14 protein-coding genes and 1 tRNA gene are annotated in these 16,158 nt (G+C 65.9%); 10 read left to right on the top strand and 5 right to left on the bottom strand.

Annotated elements, in window-relative coordinates:
• Positions 1–25: 25 nt before the first annotated feature.
• Positions 26–2,758, bottom strand: a complete 2,733-nt coding sequence (locus ACSHZY_RS07530; protein ID WP_435167627.1) for a sensor domain-containing protein — start codon at positions 2,756–2,758, stop codon at positions 26–28.
• 109 nt (positions 2,759–2,867) lie between these two features.
• Here ACSHZY_RS07530 and ACSHZY_RS07525 point away from each other — a divergent pair, with 109 nt between their 5' ends.
• The gene (locus ACSHZY_RS07525; RefSeq protein ID WP_435167624.1) at positions 2,868–3,194 is read left to right on the top strand and encodes an arsenate reductase family protein; all 327 of its coding nucleotides are present in this window, start codon (positions 2,868–2,870) and stop codon (positions 3,192–3,194) included.
• 67 nt (positions 3,195–3,261) lie between these two features.
• Positions 3,262–3,351 (top strand) — tRNA-Ser (locus ACSHZY_RS07520).
• Positions 3,352–3,398: 47 nt separating this feature from the next.
• Here ACSHZY_RS07520 and ACSHZY_RS07515 read toward each other — a convergent pair.
• The 3 genes from ACSHZY_RS07515 to ACSHZY_RS07505 form a co-directional block, all read right to left on the bottom strand.
• Positions 3,399–3,989, bottom strand: a complete 591-nt coding sequence (locus ACSHZY_RS07515; protein ID WP_435167621.1) for a tyrosine-type recombinase/integrase — start codon at positions 3,987–3,989, stop codon at positions 3,399–3,401.
• Positions 3,990–4,063: 74 nt separating this feature from the next.
• Entirely contained in the window at positions 4,064–4,831 is a 768-nt protein-coding gene (locus tag ACSHZY_RS07510) for a DeoR/GlpR family DNA-binding transcription regulator (protein WP_435167618.1), read from the bottom strand.
• Positions 4,832–4,914: 83 nt separating this feature from the next.
• Positions 4,915–6,531, bottom strand: a complete 1,617-nt coding sequence (locus ACSHZY_RS07505; protein WP_435167615.1) for an FAD-dependent oxidoreductase — start codon at positions 6,529–6,531, stop codon at positions 4,915–4,917.
• Between the two features lie 338 nt (positions 6,532–6,869).
• Here ACSHZY_RS07505 and ACSHZY_RS07500 point away from each other — a divergent pair, with 338 nt between their 5' ends.
• From ACSHZY_RS07500 to ACSHZY_RS07465, 8 genes are all read left to right on the top strand, one after another.
• Positions 6,870–7,589 carry an MIP/aquaporin family protein gene (locus ACSHZY_RS07500; RefSeq protein ID WP_435167612.1) on the top strand — a complete coding sequence of 240 codons (720 nt, stop codon included), beginning with the start codon at positions 6,870–6,872 and terminating at the stop codon, positions 7,587–7,589.
• A gap of 54 nt (positions 7,590–7,643) precedes the next feature.
• Entirely contained in the window at positions 7,644–9,137 is a 1,494-nt protein-coding gene (gene glpK / locus ACSHZY_RS07495; protein ID WP_435167609.1) for a glycerol kinase GlpK, read from the top strand.
• Between the two features lie 259 nt (positions 9,138–9,396).
• Positions 9,397–10,074, top strand: a complete 678-nt coding sequence (locus ACSHZY_RS07490; RefSeq protein WP_435167606.1) for a response regulator — start codon at positions 9,397–9,399, stop codon at positions 10,072–10,074.
• Positions 10,071–11,504: a sensor histidine kinase gene (locus ACSHZY_RS07485; protein WP_435167603.1), complete on the top strand. Its 1,434-nt coding sequence runs from the start codon at positions 10,071–10,073 to the stop codon at positions 11,502–11,504. The genes ACSHZY_RS07490 and ACSHZY_RS07485 overlap by 4 nt, the downstream gene beginning before the upstream one ends.
• 72 nt (positions 11,505–11,576) lie before the next feature.
• Positions 11,577–12,563 carry a Bug family tripartite tricarboxylate transporter substrate binding protein gene (locus ACSHZY_RS07480; RefSeq protein WP_435167600.1) on the top strand — a complete coding sequence of 329 codons (987 nt, stop codon included), beginning with the start codon at positions 11,577–11,579 and terminating at the stop codon, positions 12,561–12,563.
• A gap of 10 nt (positions 12,564–12,573) precedes the next feature.
• Complete coding sequence (locus ACSHZY_RS07475; RefSeq protein ID WP_435167597.1) at positions 12,574–13,014, top strand: tripartite tricarboxylate transporter TctB family protein; 441 nt, start codon at positions 12,574–12,576, stop codon at positions 13,012–13,014.
• Positions 13,014–14,537, top strand: a complete 1,524-nt coding sequence (locus ACSHZY_RS07470) for a tripartite tricarboxylate transporter permease (RefSeq protein WP_435167594.1) — start codon at positions 13,014–13,016, stop codon at positions 14,535–14,537. Before ACSHZY_RS07475 ends, ACSHZY_RS07470 begins: the two co-directional genes overlap by 1 nt.
• 72 nt (positions 14,538–14,609) lie before the next feature.
• Positions 14,610–15,404, top strand: coding sequence for a DUF6635 family protein (locus ACSHZY_RS07465; protein WP_435167591.1), 795 nt, complete (start codon positions 14,610–14,612; stop codon positions 15,402–15,404).
• Here the strand turns inward: ACSHZY_RS07465 and ACSHZY_RS07460 are convergent.
• Complete coding sequence (locus tag ACSHZY_RS07460) at positions 15,401–16,069, bottom strand: SOS response-associated peptidase (protein WP_435167588.1); 669 nt, start codon at positions 16,067–16,069, stop codon at positions 15,401–15,403. The genes ACSHZY_RS07465 and ACSHZY_RS07460 overlap by 4 nt on opposite strands.
• Between the last annotated feature and the right edge of the window lie 89 nt (positions 16,070–16,158).

Genomic DNA, 16,158 nt, shown 5'->3' with positions numbered 1-16,158 from the left:
CGGGAACTTCAATGGCCGATCCCCTTCAGGCCACCAGCGACGCGTCTTCGGGCAGGGAAAGCACGCCGGGACGGCCGAGGAAATAGCCCTGCGCCTCGTCGCAGCCTTCCGATTGCAGCAGGGACAGTTGTGCGGGCGTTTCCACTCCTTCGGCCAGCACCGGAACCTCCAGACTGCGGCCCAAGGCCAGGATGGCGCGGATGATCGCCTTGGACTGGGGGCTCGTTTCCACCTCGCGGATGAAGCTGCGGTCCAGCTTGATCTTGTCGAAGGGGAAGGACCGCAGCGTGTCGAGAGAGGAATAACCCGTGCCGAAATCGTCGATCGCCACCGTCACGCCCAGCGCCTTCACCTGCGTCAGCATGTGCAGCGCGCGCTCCTTGTCCGGGATGATGGCGCTCTCGGTCACCTCCAGCTCCAGCCGGTCGGGGTCGATGCCGGTTTCGTTCAGGATGTCCTCCAGCTGGGACACGAAGCGGGGGTTGTTCAGCTGCACGGGCGACAGGTTGACCGCGATGCGGATCTTGTCGCGCCAGCCCGCCGCCTGCTGGCAGGCCGTCCGCAGAACCCAGTCGCCGATCGGGATGATCGCCCCGCATTCCTCGGCGAGCGGGATGAAGTCGATCGGAGCGACAAGCCCACGTTCGGGATGCATCCAGCGCAGAAGAACCTCGTACCCCGTGGTCTTGCCCGTGCTGACGGATTTCTGGATCTGGTGATGCAGGTACAGCTCCCCCCGCTCCGCCGCGCGCCAAAGATCGCGGGCCATCGCCTGCCGGTCGCGCGAGGCTTCGTCCATGCGGGATTCGTAGCGGCACACCTTCTCCTCCAGGCTGGACTTCGCGCGGTACATCGCCAGATCCGCGTTCGCCATCAGCTTGTCATAGGTGTTGGCGTCGTCGGGGAACAAGGCGATGCCGACGCTGGCCCCCACCGACACCTCGTTTCCACCGACCGACATGTCCGCGCAGATCGCCCGAAGCAGGCGCTTCTGGAAATCCTCCAGCTCCTCCTCGGATGTGATGGTCTTGAAGGCCGCGAATTCATCCCCACCGAAGCGGGCCACGAACTCGTTCCCGCGCAACGCGCCTTCCAGACGGCGCGCCAGTGCGGCGAGGACCTGATCGCCGATGGCGTGGCCCATATGGTCGTTGATCTCCTTGAAGCGATCGAGGTCGATCGCCAGCACGGCCAGCCGCTGCCCCGCATGGTCCCGCACCGCGTCCAGCGCCCATTCGATGGTTTCCTTGAAGCTGGTGCGGTTCGGCAGGCCCGTCAGCGCGTCATGGCGCGCCATGTGGGTGATCTGCCGTTCGGACCGGGTGCGGGCGGACACGTCCTCCACGGTGGTGACCCAGCCCCCTTCGCGCACGGGGCGGTGAATGACCATGATCGTGCGGCCATCCGTAAGGTCCAGCAGAAGCTCCGCCCCCGCGCCGCCATGCCACAACCCGCGATGACGCTTGTGCAGCCCGTCCAGACTGCCAGAGGCGAGGTCGACCTTCTCGGCGATGCTTGCGGTGAAGTCGTCCAGCGAAAGGCCGTGGGGGTCCGGAAGGTCCAGGATCTCGGACAGGCGGGCATTGCCAAGTACAAGACGCTCCTCTTCGTCGAACAGGGCGATCCCCTGGCTCAGGTTTTCCAGCGCGAGGGCGAGCTTGTGCTGGATCAGGCGAAGCGCTTCCGCATCCTCCAGCTCTCGGGTGTTGTCATGGGTGACCTTGGCGAAACCGATATGGCGGCCGGAATCGTCGAAGATCGGCTCCAGCAGGACGGAGGCCCAGAAGCGCGACCCGTCCTTGCGGTAGCGCCACCCGGAGGTTTCGACCTTGCCGGTGCGCAGCGCCGTGTCCAGCATCCGCGCCGGCAGCCCGTCGGCCCGATCCTCGCGCGAGAAGAAGACCGAAAAGTGCCGGCCCACAATCTCCGTGGAAGTGTAGCCTTTGTTGCGTTCGGCCCCGGCGTTCCAGTTCGCGACATGCCCGTCCGGATCCAGCATGTAGATGGCATAGTCGGTGACGCTCTGGATCAGGAAGCGGAACCGCTGTTCGCTTTCCAGCCGCGCATGGATGGATTGTTCGCGGTCCGCCTGCTCCCGCCGCTGGGCCCGCAGGTCGCGCAGGGCGATCGCCTCGCCCCCCGTGCGGGCATCGAGCACGCGCAGGGCAGCCTCGACGGGAATCACTTCGCCCCCGGGGGTCCGGATCTCGATCTCGCGGAACGCGTCAGGCGTGGCCCGCAACTCGGCCAGCGAGGCCGGGGCCAAGACGGCTTCCAGAGCGGCGCCTTCCCGAAGCCCCGTCATCTGGTGGAAACGCGCGTTGCAGGTCAGGATCCGGCCATTGCGGGAGGTCAGAAGCCCCTCGATCGTAAGATCGGCCAGATCCTTCAGGCGCCGTGCTTCGCCTGCGTCGCGGCGCCGGCTGCGCGTCAACGTCGCCACCCCCAAGGCCAGCAGGCCCACCAGCGCCGCTGCCGTCAGCCAGAACGTCCCGTCCGTTGCCCATCCCCCTGCCCGACGAAGCGCCGACAGCGAAGCGCCCGCAGGGGCCAAGGCCGCCGCAAGGGCAATCCACAGGCCCGTCGCGATCACCAGCCCCCCGAGAATCCCCGCCCGCGCCGACCTTCCGCCATGACCGCCATAGGCCTTCCGGCGGACAAGCAACCGGATGACGCCCGCCCCCACGCAAAGGATCACCACCAGGCACAGGAGGCGGATATTGTAGGTGTTCGCCGGAAGCGCGAAGACATCGAACATGGAACCCTCGTTTACTTTGGGGCCCAGCATCCTCAGGATGAGTGAAGGGTTCCTTTACCGAGATACGGGTGGATCCGAAGTTTCGTTCGAATTTGAAGGATGCGTCCGCATGATGATCTACGGCCTTTCCACCTGCGATACCTGCCGCAAGGCGCGCGCCGCCCTGCCGGGGGCGACGTTCCGCGACATCCGCGCCCAACCGCTGGACCGGGCCGAGATTCAGCAGATTGTCGACACCTTCGGCCAAGCCGCCGTGAATCGCGCGTCAACCACGTGGCGGACCCTGGAGGAGGCGGAGCGCGCCCGACCCTTGCCCGACCTTCTGGCCGATCATCCGACCCTTCTGAAGCGCCCGCTGATCCGCATCGGGGACCGGATGTTCCAAGGCTGGACCCCGTCGGTGCAGGACGCGGTGCAGCAGGCACTGCCGACCTGACGATGTCGGCCAGAACGTCACTTTCGGTCTTGAACAGTTCCGGCACAGCCTCTATTGAGCACGCAACGGAGAGGTGGCCGAGTGGTCGAAGGCGCACGCCTGGAAAGTGTGTAGGCGGGGAACCGTCTCGAGGGTTCGAATCCCTCTCTCTCCGCCATTTACCAAAATAACCGCTGCCTTGTCAGTCGCTTGGAGGGCGTTTTGTCAAACTGCTTCAGCAGATTTGACAACATCTGTCTTCGCTTTGGTCTTGTCCAGCGACGCAATCGCCCGCGTTGCCAAGTCTTCGCGGCTGGCGAGGACAGTGTAGCGTGTCACCTCCGCCAGCGATCTATGGCCTGAGATAGCCATGATCTCATGAGCCGTGCAGCCAGCTTCTGCCCGCCTGCGGCAAGTTGCTTTTCCCAGCCCGTGTGGGCTGAGACCATCGGGCAGCCCCACCTCGCGCACCATCTCACGAAACCAGTTCGTGAACCTTGCGGGCGTGAACGGTCGGCCCTGCGCAGCAACAAGGAACGTCATGCCCAGCGGGAGGCGGTTGATCGCCTCGCGCAGATCATCATGCAGTGGGACATGCACGTCCTGCCCCGTCTTCTGCTGAACGATCGAGAGCACGTTGTCGCGGAGATGCTGCCGCCCCATCCGCACGACATCGCTGCGGCGCTGTCCAGTGTAGAGCAGCAGCATCAGTGCAAGATGCGCCCGCGTGTCAGCCCCATGATGGGCAAGGAAGGCGTCAATGTGGTGTTCTTCCGACGTCATGAAGCTTACGGTCCGGTTCTTCACCTTGCGCACGTCGCGCGTCGGAAAACGGCGGGCTCTCTCCGCTATTCCCCACCATGCGAACGTGTTTTACGGAAACAAGTTCATCACGGCGCGACCACGTGCACCGACACGTTGGCCTTCTCCAGAAGGTCGGAGAAGGGCGCGGGTGGCAGTGTGTCGATGAACAGCCCGTCAATGTCGTCAAGATGGCCCAGCTTCACCATCGCGCGGCGCCCGAACTTCGTGTGGTCGGTCGCGAGGAAGGTGGTCCGGGAATTGGCGATGATCGCTTGCGCCACCTGCACCTCGCGATAGTCGAAATCCAGAAGCGTGCCGTCCTCGTCTATGCCGGAGATTCCGATGATCCCGAAATCCACCTTGAATTGGTTGATGAAGCCCAGCGTCGCTTCCCCCACCACCGCCAGATCGCGCACGCGCACCTGACCGCCGGCGATGATGATGTCGAAATCCTCGCGCTGCGAGAGGAGGGTGACGACGTTGATGTTGTTGGTCACCACCCGTAGGGCCTTCCTGGACAGCAGTGCCCGTGCGATGGCTTCGGCCGTGGTGCCGATGTTCAGGAACAGCGAGGCGCCGTCGGGGATGTGGGCGGCCACCATCTCTCCGATCCGGGCCTTTTCGGTGGCCATTTCACCCTGCCGAAGCGCGTGATCCCGGTTGCGGGTGTTGGTCATCAGGCTTGCCCCGCCGTGATAGCGGTGCAGGATCCCCATGTCGCACAACAGCTTGATGTCGCGGCGGATCGTTTGCGGCGTCACGTCCAGACGCACGGCGATGTCCTCGATCCCGATAAAGCCTTCGGACCGTGCGATCTCGGTGATCTGGTTCTGGCGGTGGGTGAGCGTGGGCATCGCGACCTCTCGCTGGGATGTGACGCTGTCAGTGATGATCCCGGATCGCGCTGTCAAGCACACCCGCCCGCCGGACCGCGGGCCTACAGCGCGACGCGCGTCCGCTCGGCCGCGTGGGCGATCTCGGCGGCTTTGCGGGCGGTGTCCCACCCCGCCGCCCCTTCCATCAGGTCGGCCACCCGTGCGATCGCCTTGTCGGCGGCCTGGGTGTCCACGTGGGTCAGCGTCATCCGCCGACACAAGACATCCGCCACGCGCTGCGCGGCCTCGTGGCGCATGGCATAGATCACCTCGGCCTCGATATAGGGATGCGCTTCGGCCAAACGTGCCGAAAGGCCCATGTCACGCGCGATGCCCGCCACCACGGGTGCGCGGTCGCCGTAGGACCGGTTCAGGTGGTGGGCGACGTCCGGCGGCAGATCGAAGTCGCGCGCCAGAGCCACCGCGCCGTCGGGACGGTACGCGTCAGCGCCCAGTAGCTTCATGTCATGGGTCCGGCAGGGCGTCACGCCCGCGAACTTTCCGTGGGAGATCACGCGGTCCACCGCCTCCTCCGCCATGAGGCGGTAGGTCGTCCATTTCCCGCCCGAGATGGTGACGAGGCCGGACGTGTCTTCGATGATCACGTGATCCCGGGCGAGTTCGGCCGTGCCCTTGGCGTCAGGGTTAAAGACCAGCGGGCGGATGCCCGACCATGCGGCCTTCACGTCCGAACGGCCCACATCCACATCGAAATAGCGTTTCACGTAATCCAGAAGATAAAGGATGTCCTGTTCCGACACGGTGGGATGATCGACCACCTCGCTTGGCGTGTCGGTGGTGCCGACCAAGGCGTGCCCCTGCCAGGGCAGGATGAACACCACGCGCCCGTCATCGGTCTGCGGGATCAGAAGCCCCTGATCCGGGGGCACGAACGACCCGTCCAGCAGGATGTGGACACCCGAGCTGCCCTTCAGGATCGGCTTCGCATCGGCGTGATCCATCTGGCGGATCGCATCGGCAAAGGGACCCGTCGCGTTGATCACCTTCTTCGCCCGGATGTCGAACTGCGCGTCGGAGAGCGCGTCCCGAACGTTTGCACCGGCAATACGCCCCTGCGCGTCGTGGATCAGGCCGGTCACGGCGATGTGGTTGGCCACCACCGCGCCTTCGCGTTCGGCGGTCATCGCCAGCGTCACGGCCATGCGGCTGTCGACGAACTGGCCATCGTAATACTGCACGCAAGCCTTCAGCCCCTTGACCTTGAGCATCGGGAACCGCGCCTTCGCCGCCTTCGCGCCGATGATCTTCGAATGCCCGATGTTCATCTTGCCCGACAGGATGTCGTAAAGCTTCAGCCCCGCGTAAAGATAGGGCACCTGCCACCAGTTGTAGACGGGCGTGATCATGGACAGCGGATGCGACAGGTGGGGCGCGTTCTTCAGAAGCGAGCCACGTTCGTGCAAAGCGTGGCGCACCAGATCGTACTGCCCCTTGTCGAGCTTCTTCACCGCCGCCTCAAGATAGCGGACGCCGCCATGGACAAGCTTCGTGGAACGGCTGGAAGTGCCTTCGGCGAAATCGAAACGCTCCACCAGCGCGACCTTCAGGCCGCGCGAGGCCGCGTCGAGCGCGATGCCGCATCCCGTCGCCCCGCCACCGATGACCAGAAGATCGAAAACCTCTTCGTTCCGGAGCGTGGCGAGTGTCTCAGCGCGCATTCGAAGCCTCGTGCCGTTTGTGCAGGGGATGTGTCGGGAAGGTGTTTTCCCAAGACTCAGATAGGCGGATGTTCGTATTTTTTCAAGTGAAGACTGTCCGCCGACCGTTCGCCGAAAAAAAGGCCTAATCGGCCGAGGATCTGGCGCCATACGTCGTCGAATGGCCTGTAAATTCGGTCTGAAGCGAAGTTCATGATTTTCGCAACCGAACATTTTTTCCTTGCCCGGCCGAAGGATCGAAATTACGCCTGCTGGACAGGGGGCGAAACGGCGGCGGAGGATGGCGCCGTTCGAACCACGTCACGGCGAAAGGCCGTCACGGGCAATTTGGGGGGAGCATGAGTTTTTTTCTGAGTGAACTTGTTGGCACGGCGATCCTGACGCTGTTCGGCTGCGGTGTCGTGGCCAACGTCCTGCTTGCGAAATCCAAGGGTTTCAACGGCGGCTGGGTGGTCATCACCCTGGGATGGGGCTTTGCGGTGACCTTCGGGGTCTATGCGGTCGGGCAGTATTCGGGGGCGCACCTGAACCCCGCACTGACCATCGCCTTCGCCGCCACGGGGCTGTTCGACTGGAACCTGGTGCCCGTCTATGTCGCGGGCCAGATCATCGGCTCGATCATCGGCGGCATCCTGACCTATCTTGTCTATCTTCCGCATTGGGCCGCGACCGAGGATGCCGATGCCAAGCTGGCCGTCTTCTGCACCCAGCCCGCCATCCGCAACACGCCGGCGAACTTCCTGTCGGAATTCCTCGGCACCGCCGTCCTGACCTTCGGCCTTCTGGGGATTGGGGCGAACAAGTTCGCGGAAGGGGTCAACCCGCTGATCGTCGGTTTCTTCATCACGGCCATTGGGCTCTCGCTTGGCGGGTCAACGGGCTATGCCATCAACCCTGTCCGCGACCTTGGCCCCCGCATCGCGCATGCGCTGATGCCGATCAAGGGCAAGCGCGATGCCGACTGGGCCTATGCCTGGGTTCCGGTCGTGGCCCCGATCTGCGGCGCGCTGGCCGGCGCCTTTCTTTATGCAGCACTCGTCACCCCGGTGGCCGGTTAATCTTCAAGGGCGCAAGAGGCCGCTTTGGCGCGCTTGCGGGGAAGGAACATGAACATGACCAAGACCTACATTCTCGCCATCGATCAGGGCACGACCAGTTCGCGGGCGATCCTGTTCAACAAGGACGGCCGCATCGTCCACACGACGCAGAAGGAATTCACCCAGATCTTCCCGAAACCCGGCTGGGTTGAACACAACGCGATGGAAATCTGGTCCTCGGTACAGTCGGTGGTGGCGGAACTGCTGTCCAATGTCGGCGTGCCCGCCGAGGAGATCGCCTGCATCGGCATCACGAACCAGCGCGAAACCACCGTGGTGTGGGACAAGCACACCGGCCGGCCCGTCTACAACGCGATCGTCTGGCAGTCGCGCCAGACGCTGGACGTCTGCAAGGAACTGAAAGCCAAGGGGCTGGACGACACCTTCCGCGACAAGACCGGCCTGCTGATCGACGCCTATTTCTCGGGCACGAAGGTCAAATGGATCCTGGACAATGTCGAAGGCGCCCGCGCCAAGGCCGAGGCGGGCGATCTTCTGTTCGGCACGATCGACAGCTGGCTCGTGTGGAAGCTGACGGGCGGCGACGTGCACGTCACCGACTACACCAACGCCTCGCGCACGCTGATGTACAACATCTACGACCTGAAATGGGACGAGGAGTTGCTGGAGCATCTGACCGTTCCCGCCTCGATGCTGCCCGAGGTGCGCCCCTCCTCCGAGGTGTACGGCGTCACCCATGCCGACACGTTCCAGGGGATCGAGCTGCCCATCGCGGGCATGGCGGGCGACCAGCAGGCGGCGCAGTTCGGCCAGCTCTGCTTTGAAAAGGGCATGGCGAAGAACACCTACGGCACCGGCTGCTTCATGCTGATGACCACCGGAGAGCGTCCGGTGCGGTCGAAGAACGGCCTGCTGACCACTATCGCCTGGGGCATCGACGGCAAGGTCGAATACGCGCTGGAAGGCTCGATCTTCGTGGCCGGTTCCGCGATCCAGTGGCTGCGCGACGGGTTGCGCATGTTCCGTCAGGCGCACCAGTCCGAAGCCTATGCCGCGCGGGTCGAGGACAGCGACGGCGTCTACGTGGTGCCCGCCTTCGTGGGCCTTGGCGCGCCCTATTGGGATTCCGAGGTGCGGGGCGCGGTCTTCGGCCTGTCGCGTGGCACCACCAAGGAACACTTCATCCGCGCGACGCTGGAATCGCTGTGCTATCAAACGCGGGACGTTCTGTCGGCGATGGAGGCCGATTCCGGCATCGAGCTGGCCAAGCTGCGCGTCGACGGCGGCGCGGTGGCCAACGACCTTCTTCTGCAGATGCAGGCGGACATCCTTGGCAAGGAGGTCGAGCGTCCGACGGTGATCGAAACCACCGCGCTTGGCGCGGCCTATCTGGCGGGCCTTGCCGTGGGCTTCTGGTCTTCGCGGGAGGAACTGGTCAAGAAGGCCGCGATCGACAAGGTGTTCGAACCGAAGATGGACGCCGCGAAGTCCGAGAAGCTTTACGAGGGTTGGCAGAAGGCGGTGAAGGCGACGATGGCCTTCAAGTGAGAGGCTTGGGATGCAAGGGGCTGTTCGCCGCTGACCTCTGCGGTGAACAGTCCCCGGACCATTCGCTACGACAGGTTTGATCCGTCGATGATGGGGAGCGCAGTGTCCCGCGGTCCCCTCGTGGCCCTGCGCCGTCATGCACTGGAACCCGTAAACATCTTCTGCGGCCAGAGTTCCCCTCGCCCCACCCGGATCCGCTGTGTCTTGTGCCTCCCCTCGCGCTCATGCACAGGATTTCCTGGCACGAGAGGGTTGTCCCATGCGCATATTGCTTGTCGAAGATGATCGCGATCTGGCCGACTGGCTCATGCAGAGCCTGGAGCATCGCGGCTTTCAGGTGGAATGGGCCGAGGATGGGCGCCTTGCCGAACTGCGCCTGACATTGGAGGATTTCGACGCGGCCCTTCTGGATCTCGGGCTGCCCTCGCTGTCGGGCGGGCAGGTGCTCGCCCGCCTGAAGGCTGCGCAGAACGAGACGCCCGTTCTTGTCATGACGGCGCAGGACACGCTGGCCCAGCGCGTGGCGCTGCTGCGCAACGGCGCGGACGACTTCATGGGCAAACCGCTGGAGATCGACGAGCTTGAGGCCCGCCTTCTCGCGCTCATCCGGCGCAGCCATGGGCGGTCGCGCGGGCTCTACCAATGCGGACCCCTGGCCTATGACCAGACCAGCCAGCGCTTCACCCTGCGCGGGGAGCTGTTCACCATCTCTCCGCGCGAACAGTCGGTGCTGCGCCTGCTGATCCAGAAGGCGGGGGAGCCGCTGTCCAAGCAGCAGATCCTCGACCGGCTGGTGTCCATCGAAAGCGACCTCACGACCGAGATCGTGGAGGTCATCGTCTACCGGCTGCGCAAGAAGCTGGGCGACGGGGATGTCCAGATCGTGACGCTGCGCGGCGTCGGATACATGCTCGAAGCCGTGGGAGAGGCGGGGTGAAGCCCCCCCGCCCCCAGGGCCGCGCGCTGTGGGTGACGCTGGCCCTTTGGATGCTGCCGACGCTGCTGCTGCTGATGATGGCCAGCCTGCTGCTGACGGCGCAAAGTCTGCGCGAGGTCGCCGACAGCGCCTATGACCGTTCCCTCAACGGGGCGATCCGGGCGATCGACCTCAACATCTCCACCCAAAGCGGGGGGCTGAGCGTGGAACTCCCCTACCCGCTGTTCGAAAGCTTTCAGGCGACGGCGAGCGGCGAGGTCCTGTTCCGCATCTCCACCGATGACGGGCTGGTGCAGATCGGGGACGCCCTGCTGCCACCCCCGCCCGCGCTTCAGGCGGGGGACATCAAGTTCTACGACGCCACCTATTTCGGGCGGGCGATCCGGGTGGGCGCGTTCAAGCGTCCGCTGGATCCGCCGCTTTATGGCGCAAAGGCGGGGCAAAGCCTGATCGTGGAGGTGGCGGAAACCACCGGATCGCGCGTGGCCTTCCTGCGGACCGTGTTGTTCCGCGCCGCCTTGCGCGACATCGCGGCGCTGATGGCGGCGGCCTTGATGATCTCGGTCGGGGTGCATGCGGCGTTGCGCCCGCTGCGCGCCCTGCGCGACCGGCTGGACCGCCGCGCCTCCGACGATCTGCGGCAGGTGGACCCGACGGGGCTGCCCCGTGACGTGCAGCCCCTCGTGCGGTCGGTGAACCGGCTTGTTGAACGCCACCGCCTGCAAAGCGAGGCGCAGCGGCGGTTCATCGATGACGCCTCGCACCAGCTGAAGACGCCGCTGTCGGTGCTGGGGGCGCAGATCGACCTCGCTTCCCGCCTTGACGATCTGGGCAAGGTGCGGGAGGTTCTGGCTGCCATGCGGGGCATCACCGGCCGGTCGGCGCGGCTGACCAGCCAGCTTCTGACGCTGGCGCACGCCCGCAATGCCACCACATGGGCCGACCAGAAGACCGAGGCCGCGCCCGTGCCCGAACTTCTGGACGAGGTGGTGCGCCTGCATCTGGCCGCCGCCCGCCGCCGCCGCATCCTGCTGGAGATCGAGGCCGAGCCGGACCTTCCCATCCTGCACCTGTCCGAGGCGCTGCTGTTCGAGGCGATCAGCAACCTTCTGGACAACGCGATCACGGCCAGCCCCGAACGCGGGTCCATCATCCTGGCCGCCGCCCGCGCCGGCGATCAGGTCCGGATCGAGGTGCGGGACCAGGGGCCGGGGCTGAGCGACCGCTTGCGCGAACGGTTCGAATCCGGCCAGCGCTTCGGCATGGCCACCCGCCGCCGCGTCGCGGACGGGGGCACCGGGCTGGGCCTGTCCATCGTGCAGGAAATCGCCCGCGCCTTCCGGGGGGAATTGCGGCTGACCAACCGCGCCGAAGGCGGCCTGTCGGCCATCCTGTGCATTCCCGCGGTGCCGGCCAAGGCTGACAGCTAACTGACAGGTTCGATTCCCTAACCTGACGGACCGGGCTTGGGAGGCCCGACCGTTCTTTGGGAGGAGTCCATCTTGAACACCCACCTTTGCCGCCTTGTCGCGGCCGCCGGTACGTTTGTCGCCATCTCGTCCGTTGCGGCGATGGCCGAACCGCGCCGGCCCGAATGCATCGCGCCGGCCCAGCCCGGCGGCGGCTTCGACATCACCTGCAAGCTGGCACAGGCGTCGCTGACCAAGGCCGGCGTGCTGGAAGACCCGCTCCGTGTGTCCTACATGCCGGGCGGCATCGGCGCCGTGGCCTACAACACCATCGTCGGCCAGCGCACGGACGAACCGGGCACGATCGTCGCCTTTTCGGCCGGATCGCTGCTGAACCTCGCGCAGGGGAAGTTCGGGGATCATGACGAATCGGACGTCCGCTGGGTCGCCTCGGTCGGCACGGATTACGGCGCGGTCGTCGTGCCCGCCGACAGCGAATGGGACAGCCTTGATCAGATGATGGCGGCCATCAAGGCTGACGCCTCCTCGGTCGTGCTGGGCGCGGGCGGCACCATTGGCAGCCAGGACTGGATGAAGGCCGCCCTGACCGCACGGGCCGCTGGCATCGATCACAAGAGCATGCGCTTCGTCGCGTTCGAAGGCGGCGGCGACTGCGCCACGGCCCTTCAGGGCGGCCACGTGCAGGCGTGCATGAACGACGTGGGCGACAGCCAGGCCGCGATCGACGGCGGCGCGCCCCTGAAGCTTCTGGCGATCTTCGCGCCCGAACGCCTGACGGGCAAGCTGTCCGAAATCCCGACCGCCAAGGAACAGGGCTACGACATCCAGTGGCCCATCGTGCGCGGCTTCTATGTCGGTCCCGAAGTCACCGACGAGGATTACGCCTGGTGGGTGGAGGCGTTCAAGACCGCCATGGCCGATCCCGGCTATGCCGAGCAGCTGGAAAGCCGCAACCTCCTGCCCCTGCCGATGACCGGCGAGGAGCTGGACGCCTTCGTGAAGACCTCCGTCGCCGACTACCGCACCCTCGCGACCGAGTTCGAGCTGGTGCGCAAGTAAGGACCCCGCCATGAGCAACAATCGTACACTGGGCGCCGTGGCCCTGCTCATGGCAGGCGTTCTCGCGATCTTCGGCTGGGGGCTGGTGGCCCCCTTCGCCTACGAACCCGTGGGGCCCCGGGCCTTTCCGCTGCTGACGGCCGCGGTCATCGCGGTCTGCGGCGTGATCCTGATGATCCAGGGCGGCGGCGAGGCGGAGCCCATGTCGCCGCACAGCCTGAAGGGCCTGCTGATCCTGGTCGTGGTCCTGATCCTTTACGCCATCTTCTTCGAGCGGCTGGGCTACATCCCCGCCACCCTGGTGATGAGCGCAATCGTCGCGCTCATCTTCGGGGCGACGAAGGTCCAGGCGCTGATATCGGGGGCCGTGCTGTCGGTCGGCTCCTTCCTGCTGTTCGACCGGGGGCTGGACGTGGTCCTGCCAGCCGGCATTCTTAAAGGTCTGTTCTGATGGAAACGCTCAACCTGCTTCTGTCGGGGTTTTCCGTCGCGGCCTCCCCTTCGAACCTTGCGCTGGCCGCCGTGGGCGCGGTGTTCGGCACGATGGTCGGCGTGCTGCCGGGGCTGGGTCCCGTCAACGCGGTCGCCATGCTGGTGCCGGTGGTGTTCGCGCTGGGCCTGCCGCCCGAAAGCTCCATGATCCTGATGGCGGCGATCTACATCGGGTCGGAATATGGCGGCCGCATCAGCGCCATCCTGATCAACGTCCCCGGCGAGGCGTCGGCCGTGATGACCGCGCTGGAAGGCTATCCGCTGTCCCGTCAGGGTCTGGCAGGCGTGGCGCTGTCGCTTTCGGCCTGGACCTCGTTCATGGGTTCGCTTCTGGCCACGGTCGGGATCGTGCTGGCGGCTCCCGTCCTGTCGTCCTGGGCGCTGGCCTTCGGGCCGGTGGAATACGTGGCGCTGATGATCTTCGCCTTCGCCTGCCTGACGGGGCTTCTGGCCGATCAGCCGGTGAAGGCGATGCTGGCCGTGGGCATCGGCCTTGCCCTTTCCACGATTGGCATCGACGCGAACTCCGGCGTCATGCGCTACACCTTCGACATGCCGAACCTGATCGACGGGCTGGCCTTCTCGACCGTGGTCATCGGGCTCTTCGCGATCTCGGAACTGTTCATCCTGCTGCAAACGCACCGGGATGGTGAATCCGTGCAGGTCGAACGTCTGGGCCGCGGCATGTTCAACTTTGCCGAAGCCAGGTTCACCTTCATGGCGACGCTGCGCGGATCGGTGATCGGCTTCTTCATCGGGCTCCTGCCCGGTGCGGGCGGCACGGTCGGCTCCGCCCTCGCCTATTCCACCGAACGCAAGATCGCGGAACGCAAGGACCGGCGCACCAGCCGCTTCGGCCATGGCGACCTGCGCGGCCTCGCCACGGTGGAGGCGGCGAACAACTCGGCCTCCAACTCCAACTTCATCCCGATGCTGACGCTGGGCATTCCCAGTTCCGGCACCACGGCGATCATGCTGGGCGTCCTCACGCTCTACAACATCACGCCAGGCCCGATGCTGTTCCAGTCCGAGCCGGAACTGGTCTGGGGCCTGATCGCGTCGCTGTTCATCGGAAACGTCATGCTGCTGGCGATGAACATCCCGATGGTGGGCCTGTTCGCGCGGATGCTGTCGGTCCCGGCCTGGGTGCTGGTGCCGTTCATCGTCGTCGTCTCGGCCGTGGGCGTCTATTCCGGCAAGTCCGCCAGCTTCGACCTGATCCTGATGGTGGCCGTGGGGGCGCTGGCCTACTGGATGCGGCGGCTGCACGTGCCGATGGCGCCGCTGATCCTCGGCTTCGTGCTGGGCGGCATTCTTGAAACGAACCTGCGCCGCGCCCTGTCCCTGTCGGCCGGTGACGTGCAGATCCTGTGGTCCAGCTGGATCGCGATCATCCTTTGGGCGGCGGCGGTGGCCATCCTTCTTCTGCCCCGCGTCATGCGCCGGCTTCTTCCGGCCGAGGCGCGCGCATCGGAGGATTGACGCCCCCCCGGGCTTGCCTCTCCACGGCGGCGGGCCCAAGTTCATCGCATCGTGACGAAGATGAGGGGGCCGATGCAGACCGCAAATGATCGCGCGGCCGCCGTAGAGGCGTTCACGGCGCGGAACTTCAGCCTTTGGGGCAGCATCAAGCTGCACCGCCATGCGGTCGGCTGGGACCTGCTGCGCGCGCCCGCCAACGTGACGCTGGCGCCGCTGTTCCTGATCCAGAAGCTGGCGGGCGCCCTGCTGGCCTGGGTTCGCCTGCCCCGCGCCGCCCGCTGGGTCACCGCCCGTCCGCTGATGTTCCGCACCGCGCTTGCGGCCGAACTGGACCGCCGCCTGCACCGGGACCTGCTGGAACCGCTGGGGCTGATCCCGCTGGGCGCCATCGACGACTATGTCGCGACGCGCAACGCCACGAACGAGATCGCGACCACCGTCGGCACGATCGGCTTCGGCGCGGTCACGTTCAAGTCCCTGACGCCGGGGGTGCTGTCGCTCGCCCCGGCCCTTGCCGCCGTCATGGCGCAGGGGGCGGCCGTGGCCTCCTTCCCGCTGGGGGGTGCGCTGGGCGCGGTGTGGTATTCGGCCTTCCCGTCGCGGGTGCCACTGTCCACGGTTCTTCTGACCGGCGCCGCGCTGGTTCTGGTGCTGGCCGTGATGGCCACCTTCGCGGGGATCGTCACGGACCCGATCCAGCGGCGCCTTGGCCTGCACCAGCACCGCCTGCGCCGCTTGGTAAACGCCCTTGCGGCAGAGATCGAAGCACCCGGCACCGGCCGTTTCGCCGTGCCGGAACATTACGTCGCCCGTGGGGGCGATCTGGCGGATGCGGCGGTGAACGCCCTGCGCTGGTTCAAGGGCTAGGCGGGGCGACCATCCTCGCGCACGCCTTCGGCCACGATGTGCAGGCGGCCATCGGGCAAGGGGCGCTGAAGGCGCAGGGCCTCGGGCGCCGGGGCGGTCATCCAGATTGCCCACTCCTCGGGCGTGGTCAGGATCACGGGCATGGCCTTCGGGTGCACCTCCCCCACCTCTCGATTCGGGTCGGAGGTCAGGAAGGCGAACAACTCGTCCGTCGTTTCCCCGTCCTTCAGCTTGCGGACCGAGGTCCAGCGCGTCCGGATGCCGGCGAAGAAGGCCAGCGGACGCGTGTCGTCCAGCGCGAACCAGACCGGATGGTTGCGCGCGGCCCCCGGACGTCCGTCCATTTCGGAAAAGCTTGTAAAGGGCACAAGGCAGCGATGCTCCGGCCCCAGCCAGCGCCGCCAATGGGGTGAATCCACGCGCCGCACGTTCGTCACCCCCGGATCGGTGCGCTTGCCCGTCAGATAACGCGGCGGCGTCGGCATCCCCCAGCGCGCCATCGCCAACTCCATCCCCTCACCCCCGTTGCGCAGGACGGGCGCCGCGTAATCGGGATAGATGCCGGGCTGCGGCGCCAGGTTGCCCGTCCAGTCGATGATCTCGAAGTCTTCAGCGGTCTGTCGCACCTCGTCCTGACTGGCGGATTGGGAATACAGGTTGCACATGGTCTCTCCTTCGCGGCTGGAAAGGAAACGCCGCCGTAGAACGAAAGGTCCGTGAACATGGCCGTGCGGCCGACAGCCTGAAGAACGCG

The sequence above is a fragment of the Falsirhodobacter sp. 1013 genome, from assembly GCF_051195255.1.
Lineage (GTDB): Bacteria > Pseudomonadota > Alphaproteobacteria > Rhodobacterales > Rhodobacteraceae > Falsirhodobacter.
This window is presented reverse-complemented; position numbering and strand designations above follow the sequence as displayed.

Bases quoted from the DNA above. Each gene is read 5' to 3' on its own strand.
- ACSHZY_RS07505 (WP_435167615.1), bottom strand. From the start codon at position 6,531: ATGCGCGCTGAGACACTCGCCACGCTCCGGAACGAAGAGGTTTTCGAT.
- ACSHZY_RS07460 (WP_435167588.1), bottom strand. From the start codon at position 16,069: ATGTGCAACCTGTATTCCCAATCCGCCAGTCAGGACGAGGTGCGACAG.
- ACSHZY_RS07530 (WP_435167627.1), bottom strand. From the start codon at position 2,758: ATGTTCGATGTCTTCGCGCTTCCGGCGAACACCTACAATATCCGCCTC.
- ACSHZY_RS07525 (WP_435167624.1), top strand. From the start codon at position 2,868: ATGATGATCTACGGCCTTTCCACCTGCGATACCTGCCGCAAGGCGCGC.
- ACSHZY_RS07510 (WP_435167618.1), bottom strand. From the start codon at position 4,831: ATGCCCACGCTCACCCACCGCCAGAACCAGATCACCGAGATCGCACGG.
- ACSHZY_RS07465 (WP_435167591.1), top strand. From the start codon at position 14,610: ATGCAGACCGCAAATGATCGCGCGGCCGCCGTAGAGGCGTTCACGGCG.
- ACSHZY_RS07500 (WP_435167612.1), top strand. From the start codon at position 6,870: ATGAGTTTTTTTCTGAGTGAACTTGTTGGCACGGCGATCCTGACGCTG.
- ACSHZY_RS07470 (WP_435167594.1), top strand. From the start codon at position 13,014: ATGGAAACGCTCAACCTGCTTCTGTCGGGGTTTTCCGTCGCGGCCTCC.
- ACSHZY_RS07475 (WP_435167597.1), top strand. From the start codon at position 12,574: ATGAGCAACAATCGTACACTGGGCGCCGTGGCCCTGCTCATGGCAGGC.
- ACSHZY_RS07490 (WP_435167606.1), top strand. From the start codon at position 9,397: ATGCGCATATTGCTTGTCGAAGATGATCGCGATCTGGCCGACTGGCTC.
- glpK (WP_435167609.1), top strand. From the start codon at position 7,644: ATGACCAAGACCTACATTCTCGCCATCGATCAGGGCACGACCAGTTCG.